10 protein-coding genes and 1 pseudogene are annotated in these 12756 nt (G+C 31.2%); 10 read left to right on the plus strand and 1 reads right to left on the minus strand.

The window, feature by feature from the left end; all coding sequences use genetic code 11:
* Positions 1-212: 212 nt before the first annotated feature.
* From GFJ99_RS07120 to ribB, 10 genes and pseudogenes are all read left to right on the plus strand, one after another.
* Complete coding sequence (locus tag GFJ99_RS07120; RefSeq protein ID WP_153208134.1) at positions 213-2138, plus strand: BatA and WFA domain-containing protein; 1926 nt, start codon at positions 213-215, stop codon at positions 2136-2138.
* Entirely contained in the window at positions 2135-3394 is a 1260-nt protein-coding gene (locus GFJ99_RS07125; protein WP_153208135.1) for a dihydroorotase family protein, read from the plus strand. The genes GFJ99_RS07120 and GFJ99_RS07125 overlap by 4 nt, the downstream gene beginning before the upstream one ends.
* A gap of 137 nt (positions 3395-3531) precedes the next feature.
* Positions 3532-3855 (plus strand): membrane protein, encoded by a 324-nt coding sequence (locus GFJ99_RS07130; protein ID WP_008257958.1) that lies wholly within the window; start codon positions 3532-3534, stop codon positions 3853-3855.
* A gap of 34 nt (positions 3856-3889) precedes the next feature.
* Complete coding sequence (locus GFJ99_RS07135) at positions 3890-4528, plus strand: alpha/beta hydrolase (RefSeq protein ID WP_153208136.1); 639 nt, start codon at positions 3890-3892, stop codon at positions 4526-4528.
* Positions 4529-4626: 98 nt separating this feature from the next.
* A complete protein-coding gene (gene tpx, locus GFJ99_RS07140) occupies positions 4627-5124 on the plus strand; it encodes a thiol peroxidase (RefSeq protein ID WP_153208137.1) in 498 nt (165 codons plus the stop codon).
* A gap of 173 nt (positions 5125-5297) precedes the next feature.
* On the plus strand, positions 5298-5672 hold the full coding sequence (locus GFJ99_RS07145) for a diacylglycerol kinase (protein WP_008257964.1): 375 nt from the start codon (positions 5298-5300) through the stop codon (positions 5670-5672).
* Positions 5673-5705: 33 nt separating this feature from the next.
* Positions 5706-8216 (plus strand): DNA translocase FtsK, encoded by a 2511-nt coding sequence (locus GFJ99_RS07150; protein WP_153208138.1) that lies wholly within the window; start codon positions 5706-5708, stop codon positions 8214-8216.
* 7 nt (positions 8217-8223) lie between these two features.
* Entirely contained in the window at positions 8224-8868 is a 645-nt protein-coding gene (locus tag GFJ99_RS07155) for an outer membrane lipoprotein carrier protein LolA (protein ID WP_238990077.1), read from the plus strand.
* 10 nt (positions 8869-8878) lie between these two features.
* A pseudogene (locus GFJ99_RS07160) lies at positions 8879-10258 on the plus strand (LptF/LptG family permease); the annotation flags it as partial.
* A gap of 639 nt (positions 10259-10897) precedes the next feature.
* Positions 10898-12028 (plus strand): 3,4-dihydroxy-2-butanone-4-phosphate synthase, encoded by a 1131-nt coding sequence (ribB, locus tag GFJ99_RS07165; protein ID WP_153208140.1) that lies wholly within the window; start codon positions 10898-10900, stop codon positions 12026-12028.
* Between the two features lie 58 nt (positions 12029-12086).
* Here the strand turns inward: ribB and GFJ99_RS07170 are convergent, their stop codons facing one another.
* Positions 12087-12752, minus strand: a complete 666-nt coding sequence (locus GFJ99_RS07170; protein ID WP_153208141.1) for a response regulator transcription factor — start codon at positions 12750-12752, stop codon at positions 12087-12089.
* Positions 12753-12756 lie beyond the last annotated feature (4 nt).

Genomic DNA, 12756 nt, shown 5'->3' on the forward strand with positions numbered 1-12756 from the left:
GCTATAAAAAATTGTATCGAGAACTATAGAAACGATTTCATTCCAACAGTTCTCGATACATTTTGCATTTGTAAATCTTTGGCTTTACAAATACAAAACACTCGAAGTGACGAAGGTGGAATTACACTTCCAAAAACCTTCTAAACATTTTCTGAATTCTAAATTCTAAATTCTAAATGGAATTTCGTACTTTTGACAAATTCTATTTATAAATGCAGTTCAAACATCCAGAAATTCTATACTTCCTTTTTCTGTTGGTTATACCAATTTTGGTGCATTTATTTCAATTACGTCGTTTTAAAAAAGAGTATTTTACTAATGTAAAACTGCTAAAAGAACTTCAAATTCAAACCCGAAAAAGTTCTAAAATTAAGAAATGGTTGTTATTAGCCTCTCGCCTGTTCCTTCTAGCATGTTTAATTTTCGCTTTTGCCCAACCTTTTTTTGATGCCAAAGACACCACTAATAAAGGCAACGAACTCATAATTTTATTAGACAACTCGTTTTCTATGCAAGCTAAAGGCGCAAAAGGCGAATTGCTTAAAAGAAGCATACAAGATTTATTAGAAGAATTGCCAGAAAACCAACAATTTTCACTCCTAACCAATTCAGAAGTTTTTTGGGATACCGATATCAAATCCATTCAAAAAGAATTGCAAAACCTAGACTATTCAGCAATGCCATTCCAATTGGATTATTTGATTAATCAGGTGGAAACCAAAAAGAAAAACACAAAAAAAGACTACGTAATTATTACAGATGCTATTCAATCGGAAAGTAAAAAAGCGAGTACTTTAGCAGAAAACAATATAGTTTATTTCATTCAGCCAGAAGCCGAAAATAAAACCAACATCAGCATTAACAACGTAATAATTTCGCAAGTATTAGACCAATTTTACGAATTAAAAATCACGCTTCAAGCTTTTGGTGAAAGGGATAATGAAGTGCCTCTTTCTGTTTTTAGTAATAAAAAGGCAATTGCAAAAACAATAGCAAAATTTAATAATACTAAATCTGAAATTCTCATTACAATTCCTAAAAACGATTTTCACGGAAATATAAGTATCGAAGACAACAGCTTAAGCTATGACAACGAATTTTATCTAAGCATTTCAAAACCTGAAAAAGCAAATGTAATTGCCATTGGAAATTCAGATAAGAATAAATTCTTAAGTCGCATTTTTACTACTGATGAATTTAATTTTCAAAGCACCGAATTAGCCACTTTAGATTACAATCAAATTGAAAATCAAGATGCGATTGTACTAAATGAGTTAGAAGATTTACCAGTAGCATTAGGAACAACGTTAAAATCGTTCTACGAAAAAGGCGGAAATATTATTTTAATTCCGAATGCAAAAAATACAACAAGTCTATTGAATACTTTTGCAAAAAACTTTGGAAGCTTAAATTTTTCCCAACTTACAATTGCTGAAAAACAAATCACAAAAATCAATTTTAGTCATCCACTATATCAAACGGTTTTTGAGAAAAAAGTAACCAATTTTCAATATCCAAATGTAAAAGAAAGCTTTGGTTTAAGTGGAAGCACTAATATTTTACAATACGAAGACAATTCGGTTTTCGTAGGTTCAACTACAAATCGATTGGGAACTTTTTATGCTTTTTCGGCACCAATAAACAAACAAAATACTAACTTTCAAAATGCACCTTTAATTGTTCCAACCTTTTACAACATGGGACAAAATCAAGGCAAAACCGGAATTAACGCTTATACCATTGGAGAAAATGAAAACCTAATTTTAGAAACTATTTTGGCAAAAGATGAAGTGGTTTCGGTTCAAAAAGAAGGCTATAGTTTTATTCCAATGCAACAAATTTTAAATGCAAAATGCAAATTATCATTTGGCGATTATCCTGAAGAAGCTGGAAATTTTGATATAACTAAAGGAAAAGAATCACTTAAAAAAATCAGTTTCAACTATCCAAGAACCGAAAGCGATTTAACGCAAATTTCGACTACCAATTTTGAAAATTTCACTAAAGCAACTAACATAACTACCGTTTTAAATGACATTACTTCTGAACGCACAAGTAATGAAATATGGAAATGGTTTATTATCGCAACACTACTATTTTTAATAACAGAACTACTAATCCAAAAATTTGTAAAATGACGCAAGTTATTCTAAAACAAACTAAAATTATCGATGCTTCAAGTCCGTTTCACAATCAAACAATGGACATCAAAATTGAAAACGGAACGATAACGCAAATAGAAAAAGAAATATCAGCTTCTTCGGGTTTTGAAGTGGTTGCAATTCCAAATTTACATATTTCACAAGGCTGGATGGACAGCTCGGTTTCGTTTGGAGAACCAGGCTACGAAGACCGCGAAACCATAGAAAACGGATTAAAAGTAGCGGCTAAAAGTGGTTTTACAGCTGTAATGTTACAACCCAATTCAAATCCAACTATAGATAATCAATCACAAGTTAGATTTGTTTTAGACAAAGCAAAAAATCATGCGACTTCATTATATCCTATTGGCGCTTTAACCAAAGGAAGTGAAGGAACTGATTTAGCCGAATTATACGACATGAAAAACGCTGGAGCCATTGCTTTTGGAGATTATAAGAAAGCGTTACAAAACGCTAACCTTCAAAAAATAGCGTTGCAATACGTACAAGATTTTGATGGTTTAATTATAACATTTTGTCAGGATAGCACTTTAAAAGGTATCGGAATTGCAAATGAAGGGGTAATCAGTACTAAATTAGGAATGAAAGGAATTCCTGCTTTAGCTGAAGAATTACAAGTTGCCAGAAACTTATTTTTATTGGAATATACGGGAGGAAAATTACACATTCCTACCATTTCAACACAAGGAAGCATTAAATTAATAAAAGCAGCTAAGGCTAAAGGTTTACATATAACGTGTAGCGTAGCGGTGCACAATTTAGTTTTAAACGAGGAAGTATTAATGGGATTTGATTCGAGATATAAAGTATTGCCTCCTTTACGAGATGAAGCTACTCGAAAAGCATTAATTGATGCTGTTTTAGACGGAACAATTGATTGCATTACATCAGATCACAATCCGTTAGATATTGAACTTAAAAAACTAGAATTCGATTTAGCTAAAGATGGAACAATTGGTTTAGAAAGTGCATTTGGTGCATTATCAACAGTTTTACCACTTGAAGTAATAATTAATAAATTAACAGCTAGTAAACTGATTTTCAAAACAAATAACCCAACAATTGCAATGGGTAATAAAGCTGATATTTCTCTTTTTACTACTGAAGATAATTGGACATTTGGAAAAGAAAACATACTTTCAAAATCTAAAAATTCAGCTTTCTTAGCACAAAAGATGAAAGGAAAAGCTATTGGAATTTACAATAATGGACAATTGATAATTAACAATTAATAAGTTCCTTAAATTTTGATTACATCAATTAAATTATGAACAAACAATATATTATTTAGTTGGATTGTCCCCTTGAGGGGACTTTAGGGGTGTAAAAAATGGAACTGAAAAAAGTAAAAATAAAAAGACATTAAATCATGAACGAAACAGAACAAGGAAAACAAACTGCAATCGTAAGTTATTTAACTATAATAGGTTCAATAATAGCAATATTTATGAATCAAGAAGAAAATCGTAGCGAATTTGCAAGTTTTCATATTCGTCAAGCATTAGGAATTTTCTTGACTTTCTTTTTATTAGGATATCCAATTGGGTATTTTGATAACTGGATGGTTTCTGCTTCTTTTTGGATCTTTATTTTTATTTTATGGATATATGGTTTCTTAACTTGTTTAAATAATGAAACTAAAATGGTTCCTTTTTTAGGAGAATTATTTCAAAAAGTATTCAAATCCTTTTAAACTTTTAAACACCTAAACTTTTAACCTTTTTTAAATGAATTTACACTATTTAGTGCAAGAACCTAAAATTAAGCACGATAAAAACCCTTTATTACTGCTTTTACACGGTTACGGAAGTAACGAAGAGGATTTGTTCTCTTTTGCTACAGAATTACCACAAGATCATTATGTAATTTCGGTTCGTGCGCCTTACGATTTACAACCTTATGGTCACGCTTGGTATGCTATTCATTTTGATGCCGATGAAAATAAGTTTTCAGATAACGAACAAGCAAAAGAATCGGTTCAAATAATTGCAAGCTTTATAGATGAAATCATAAAACAATATCCAATAGATAGCAAAAATGTAAACTTAATCGGATTCAGTCAAGGTGCGATTTTAAGTTATGCTACTGCTTTAACTTATCCTGAAAAAATAGCAAAAGTGGTTGCATTAAGCGGTTATTTCAATCAGGAAATTGTTCCAGAAAATATCGATACTAATGCTATATCACATTTGAAATTCTTTATTTCTCATGGTTCCGTAGATCAAGTAATTCCTGTTGAATGGGCAAGAAAAGCAAAACCAGCTTTAGAAAACTTAGGCTTAGAAGTGGAATACCAAGAATACCCTATTGGACATGGAGTTTCTCCAAAAAACTTCTTCGATTTCAAAAACTGGTTACTAAAATAAAATTAGAGTACTAAATAACAAAACAATCTTTAGCAAACTATAAGTAAAACTTTAACCAATAATTCTTTACTTTTGCTCTTTAATAAAATAAAAAAGGTATGGCATCAATTACATTAGGAGGAAATCCAATTCACACAAATGGAGAATTACCAGCAGTAGGAACTAAAGCTGCTGATTTCAATTTAATAAAAACAGATTTAGGAACGGCTACATTAGCAGATTTTACTGGCTCTAGAGTTGTTTTAAATATTTTCCCAAGTATCGACACGGGAACATGTGCAGCTTCTGTTAGAAAATTTAATGAAAAAGCAAGTACAGTATCAAATACAAAAGTATTATGTGTTTCTAGAGATTTACCTTTCGCACAAAAACGTTTTTGTGGTGCCGAAGGATTAGAAAACGTAATTAATCTTTCTGATTTTAAAGACGGAAGTTTTGGAAAAAACTACGGTTTAGAAATCACTGACGGACCTTTAGCAGGTTTGCATTCTCGTGTAGTAATTGTTTTAGATGAAAATGGTACCATTCTTCATGCAGAACAAGTAAATGAAATTGCTGATGAGCCAAATTATGACGCGGCTTTAGCAGTACTATAATTGATTATAAACAAGATTTTGTCAAGCTGAACTTGTTTCAGTTTCTATTTAGATGTAACTTAGAATCATGTATCGATTTTAAAATCGAAGATTCAACTTAGTTAAACGAGTTCTGTTTGACAAACTCATTTTGATTTGGCAATAAACTTGACAATCAAAAAAAAAATTATAAAATGAAATTCGAAAAAGACGAAACCCTATTTACCGGAAGATTAAAAAGTATGGTATTTGCTTTTAAAGGAGCAATTAAATTAATTACTACAGAACATAGCGTTATGGTTCAATCCTCTTTGGCTGTATTAATGACATTTGCAGGATTCTATTTTGGAATTAATCGCTTTGAATGGATGATGCAAATCTTAGTTTTTGGTTTGGTATTAGGAATTGAAGGTTTAAATACGGCAGTTGAAAAAATTGCAGATTTTATTCATCCCGATTATCATGAACGTATCGGTTTTATTAAAGATATTGCAGCAGGTGCTGTATTTTTTGCAGCCTTAACAGCTATTGCAATCGGATGTATTATTTATTTTCCGTATTTGTTTTAATTTAGCTACTTTTGTAAAAATTGTTCCGTTTACATGGCCAAAAAAACTAGCAAAGACACTGTTAATTCTACTACAGAAACCAAAGAAAAATTTTCTTGGCGCATAAGTCGTCAACAAAAATTTATCCTTGGAATTTTACTTATATTCTTATCAATTGCACTACTGCTTTCGTTTATTTCCTATTTTATTACAGGAAATAACGATCAAAACGTAGTAAACGAATTAGCAAACAGAAGTGCTAAAGCCGACAATTGGCTTGGTAAATTTGGAGCCTACTTGGCCGATTTCTTTCTATATAAAGGTTTTGGTGTAGCCTCATTTATATTTGTTAGAATTCTGTTCTTAATTGGCGCCTATTTAATCTTAGATATGGCCTTATCTAAATTAAAGAAAAGCTTTTTTTGGGACATTTATTTAATTATTTTTATATCGGTAATTTTTGGCTTTTTCTGGGAATACCTTCCTCAATTAGGCGGAACTGTCGGATTTGAAATGAATCTTTTCATTCAGGATTATATAGGAAAAACAGGAACATTATTGGTGCTATTATTTGGGATTGTACTTTTCTTAGTATTCAAAATTAAAATGTCGCCTGAAAGTTTTACCAAAGTTTTTGAAAAACCACAAGCAGAATTTAATGAAGATATTGCAGCAGCAAAAGTAGAATCTCCTATTACAGAAGAAACACAAGACGATGAAATCAATACCGATTTACCCATCACAACGCCTTCAAACACTAAAAACGATTTTGTTTTAACCGAAGACGAAGAAGAAATGGGTAATTTCGAATTGAAAACCTATCCTTCCACGTTTGAAATAGATAAAGAGTCTTTGAAACCTACCATTGCAACGGCATCTGAACTAAATTTAGATCCAAAACCAGTAGTAGAAACACCAGTAGAAACTAATTTTTCTATCGAAGACAGAAGCATTCCAAAAGAAGATTTTGTAACCGAAGATGCTTTTGTAATTGAAAAAATTGAAGAAGAAGTATTGGTAGAAGAAAATTTAGCGGCTAAACTAGTTCAAGATTTTGGATTATTTGATCCTACGTTAGAATTATCACATTATCAGTTCCCTCCTATTGATTTACTTAAAGAATATTCTTCTGGCGGTATTACCATCAATCAAGCGGAATTAGAAGAAAATAAAAACAAAATTGTAGATACGTTAAAGAATTACAGCATCGGTATTTCGCAAATTAAAGCTACGGTAGGTCCTACGGTTACTTTATATGAAATTGTACCCGAAGCTGGTATTCGTATCTCTAAAATTAAAAACTTAGAAGACGATATTGCGTTATCGTTAGCAGCATTAGGAATCCGTATTATTGCGCCAATTCCGGGTAAAGGAACTATTGGTATTGAAGTACCAAATAACAATCCGACAATGGTTTCTATGAAGAGCGTAATCTCTTCTCCAAAATTCCAAACCGCTGAAATGGAATTGCCTATTGCGCTAGGAAAAACTATTTCTAATGAAACATTTGTTGTCGATTTAGCTAAAATGCCTCACTTATTGATGGCGGGTGCAACTGGTCAAGGAAAATCGGTTGGATTAAATGCGGTGTTGACTTCCCTACTCTACAAAAAACATCCTGCAGAAGTAAAATTCGTTTTAGTAGATCCGAAAAAGGTAGAATTAACCCTTTTTAATAAAATTGAACGTCATTATTTAGCTAAACTTCCTGATGGTGGCGATGCTATTATTACCGATAACACAAAGGTAATCAACACCTTAAATTCGTTATGTATTGAAATGGACAACCGTTATTCTTTATTAAAAGATGCCATGGTGCGTAATATTAAAGAATACAACGAGAAATTCAGAAACCGTAAATTAAATCCAGAGAACGGACACCGCTTTTTACCTTATATTGTTTTAGTAGTAGACGAGTTTGCCGATTTAATTATGACAGCGGGTAAAGAAGTAGAAACGCCTATAGCACGTTTGGCACAATTAGCTCGTGCCATTGGAATCCACTTAATTATTGCTACACAACGTCCGTCTGTAAATGTAATTACAGGGATGATTAAAGCCAACTTCCCAGCGCGTATTGCATTCCGAGTAACATCGAAAATTGACTCGAGAACCATTCTAGATTCTGGTGGTGCCGACCAATTAATTGGACGAGGCGATTTATTGTATACACAAGGTAATGAAATTGTCAGAGTACAATGTGCTTTTGTAGATACTCCAGAAGTAGATAAAATTTGCGATTTCATTGGTTCGCAAAAAGCATATCCTGAAGCCTACCTACTTCCTGAGTATGTGGGTGAGGAAAGTGGCATAAAACTTGATATAGATATCTCCGAAAGAGATTCTTTGTTTAGAGATGCTGCAGAAGTAATTGTTACAGCTCAACAAGGAAGCGCCTCTTTAATTCAAAGAAAATTAAAATTAGGTTACAATAGAGCCGGTCGTTTAATAGATCAATTAGAAGCGGCAGGAATTGTAGGTCCTTTTGAAGGAAGTAAAGCCCGTTCAGTTTTAATTCCTGATTTAGTTGCTCTAGAACACTTTTTAAATAATGAACAAAATTAATATCAAAATGAAACGTTTTTTACAAGTTGCAATTGCATTACTAATTGGTTTATCACTTCAAGCTCAAGATGCTAAAAAAGCAAAAGAGTTATTAGATGAAGTGTCTTCCAAAGTAAAATCGTATGACAATATTGTGATTGACTTTAAATATGCTTTAAACAATCCTAAAGAAAACATCAATCAAGAAAGTAAAGGAAATGTAGCGCTTCAAGGTAATTTATACAACCTAAATTTCATGGGAGTTACTAAAATTTTCGATGGTAAAAAAGTGTATACTATTGTTCCCGAAGATGAAGAAATTTCTATTTCAAACTTTAACGCGAACGATGAAAATGCAATGACTCCTAATAAGATGCTAACCTTTTTTAATTCAGGTTACAAATACGCTTGGGACATCCTTCAAAACGTAAAAGGAAGAAAAATACAATACGTAAAATTAACCCCAAACAGTAGCAAAGACCAACGCAAAGAAATTTTAGTAGGGATTGATGTTCAAACAAAACACATTTATACCGTAATTGAAGTGGGTAAAAATGGTTCAAAAACTACTTTAACTGTTAATTCTTTTAAAACAAATCAACCTTTATCGAAAAATCATTTTACCTTTACAAAATCAAAATATCCTAATTACTACATCAATAAATTAGACTAATTTCGTTCGGGTGAAAATATTAGATAAATACATAATAAAATCTTTCATGATTACATTTACTACGGTATTTGTAATCTTGTTTTTTATATTCGTTTTACAAGGAATTTGGCTTTTTATTGCTGAACTAGCAGGTAAAGATCTTGATTTATTTACTATTTTTAAATTCCTTACTTTCTACGCTCCTACTATTGTTCCAATGGTACTTCCACTTTCGGTACTTTTGGCAGCCATTATGACATTTGGTAGTTTTGCAGAAAATTATGAGTTTGCGGCAATGAAATCTTCGGGTATATCGTTGCAGCGTGCTATGAAAATGCTGACTATTACCATCGGAATTTTAGCATTGGTTTCTTTCTTTTTTGCCAATAACGTTATTCCGGATGCACAGTTTCGTTTTATTAACTTACGAAAAGATATTGTGCAACAAAAACCAGCTATGGCAATTGTTGAAGGTCAATTTAATACTATAGGAACTTCCAATATCAAAGTAGATAAAAAAACGGGAGATAATGGCGAATTTCTAGAAGGAGTTACCATGCATGTAAAAAACAACAACATGGGACTTGGTGCTAATACCATAATAAAAGCTAAAAGAGGTGTATTAACCAGTCAAGACGATTCTAATTACTTACAATTAGAATTATATGATGGATATTATTACGAAGATATACATCCAAAAAAGTATGAAGAACGCAAACGCTTACCGTTTACTAAAAGTAGTTTCAAGAAATATGTAATAAATATCGATTTAACTAAATTAAATCAATCCAATATAGACGATGGTAATGTAACCTCTGAAAAGATGCTAACAGTCCCTGAACTTAGTTTTACAATAGATACGCTTCAAAAAAATTATAATAAAGACGTAATGTCTTATGCCGAAAATATTGTTACCCGTAATGATAATATTTTTAGAAAAAGACAAATCAATTCTACTACAGTACAAGCCAAAACAATCAAAAAAACAGCTCCTAAAAATATTGAAACTCTGTTCAATCCAACAGAATTAAAACAAATTTTGGAAATGGCAAAAAGTAATGCCTCAAGTAGCGAATTCAGTATTCAAAGTAGTAAAACAGATTTAGAAATAAAATCTAAAAATATAAGTAATCACTGGATGGCCATTCATGAAAAATTTGTAATTGCTTATGCATGTCTATTAATGTTTTTTATTGGAGCACCATTAGGAGCAATTATTAGAAAAGGAGGCTTAGGTTTACCTATTGTTTTTGCAATGTTGATATTTATAACTTTTCATTTCATCAACACATTTGGTCGAAAATTAGCACAAGAAGACACTATACCTCCGTTTATTGGTGCTTGGATGTCGTCTATCATTATGACACCATTTGCCGTGCTACTTACTTATAGAGCTACAAATGATATTGGATTGATGATAAATTTTGATTGGATAACAGAGCCAATTATGAAAATATTCAACAAAAAAAATGTAACTGAAGTTAAATTTAAAAAAGAAATAGTTTCATTAGATACAATTCAATTAGATGAAAACAATGCTTTTATAAAAGATTTATTGAATAAAGAAACTCAGGTTATTATTAATATTGTAAAAAATTCAGAGCAATTTAATTACAGCACAGAACAACGTTTATTTGCTCTTAAAATTCTTGAAGACAGAGGGATTTCTCAAAATGATTTACTTGAACAAAATTCTCTTTATAATAAAGAATATTTAAAACTTAACTTTTTAAAAGAACAATATATTAGTTTAACTAATCTAACAATAACATTTTACATCATTTCATTTATATTTTCTGCATTATCAACAATGAATAGTTTTATTGTTGTGGTATTAGGAATTATTAATTTGATATTATTCTATGTTTTCAATTATAAATCACAACAAAATTTAGAAGAGATAAGCAAAATTACTAATAGATATAATTTTACTAATATTTTTGTAGCTCTTTTATTTGGATTTCCATTCTTTATTTTTATTTATCTATACAATAAAAAACAATTAAAAGAAGCATTGGCTGAATTTAATGAATAAATAACATCAAACCCCATGAACAACATACAACTAAACACAATTGAAGAAGCTATAGAGGACATCCGTCAAGGAAAAGTAATCATAGTAGTAGATGATGAAGACAGAGAAAACGAAGGTGATTTTTTAGCAGCTGCAGAAAAAGTAACGCCCGAAATGATAAACTTTATGGCTACGCACGGTAGAGGTCTTATTTGTGCGCCATTAACAGAATCGCGTTGCAAAGAACTAGATCTTCATGCCATGGTACGTAATAATACCGATCATATGGAAACTGCTTTTACTGTTTCTGTAGATTTAAAAGGTAAAGGAGTAAGTACCGGAATTTCAGCTAAAGACAGAGCTTTAACTATTCAGGCTTTAATTGATGCCGAAACAAAACCATACGATTTAGCGCGTCCTGGTCATATTTTTCCGCTAATTGCAAAACAAGGTGGGGTTTTAAGAAGAACCGGACATACAGAAGCGGCAATCGACTTTGCTCGTTTAGCAGGATTTAAACCAGCTGGTGTTATTGTGGAAATTATGAACGAAGACGGAACTATGGCACGTTTACCACAACTAGTGGAAGTGGCTAAAAAGTTTGACTTAAAATTAGTTTCTATTGAAGATTTAGTGGCTTATAGAATGCAACACGATAGTCTAATTCAAAAGAAAGAAGATTTTAATATAGAAACTCGATTTGGAACGTTTAGATTACGTGCTTATTTACAAACCACAAATAAACAAGTACATTTAGCTTTAACAAAAGGAAATTGGAATGCTGGCGATACTGTACTTACCAGAATTAATACTACACAAGTAAATAACGATATATTAGGTACATTAACAAGCGATAACGACAAAAAACTAGATGATATCTTCCGTAAAATAAACGAAGCTGAAAAAGGAGCTATTATCTTCATTAACCAAGAGGTAAAATCGTTAGAATTATTAGACCGAATTACCGAATTAAAAGTCCTACAAAGTCAAGGCGAAATGAAAGCTCCTCAAATAAAAATGGATACAAAAGATTTTGGAATTGGGGCACAAATTTTACACGATTTAGACATTACCAAAATAGAATTACTATCTAACAGTTCTGCTCCTACTAAACGTGTGGGAATGATAGGCTACGGATTGGAAATTATGGAATACAAGAATTATTAAATTCTAAAAAATTAAAAAAACGCTCAAGATTAGTTGAGCGTTTTTTTATTCTCAACCATCAAATAACCCCTAAATCTTTTGTAATAGCGATGAGTTGAATTGTAGTTTTAGCTTTAAATATATCTTTTAATTTACTTATTCTTTTTTCGATATAACTTTTACTATTGGGTGTAATATTTTTTAATTTTAATAATTGCTCCATTTCATCTATACTTACTCCATTTGCTAATTCTTGCAGTACAATAACATCATAATCTCCCAAATCGTTTAAAGTAGAATCGTTAATAAGGTGAACAACATTTTGAGATATAAATTTACCATTAAACAAAATTGTTTCCATTGCTGTTTTTAACTGACTTATACTATTTCTACCTTTATGAACAAAAGCATTAATTTTTAAATCTTCTACCAATGTTTTTATAACAAAAGGCTTGTCTTCTACCGTATAAACTAGAATAGAAAGTTCTGGCATTAACTTTCGTGTAGCTGCTATTAATTCTTCACCACTTGCAATAATTACCGTTCTATAATCTGTTTCAAAAGATAAATCCGAAATTAATAAATCATAAGGTTCATTATCATGTAACGCTTTTTTTAATTTAAGCAATGCATCATCACAATATTTCGCATGGTGAATCTCTTGCACACCAATAGATTCTAATGTTTGAATCAATGCAATATTAATACTATCAAAATCTTCAGCAATTAAAACTTTCTTAAACATAGTC

The sequence above is a fragment of the Flavobacterium sp. LMO6 genome (assembly GCF_009495795.1).
GTDB lineage: Bacteria > Bacteroidota > Bacteroidia > Flavobacteriales > Flavobacteriaceae > Flavobacterium.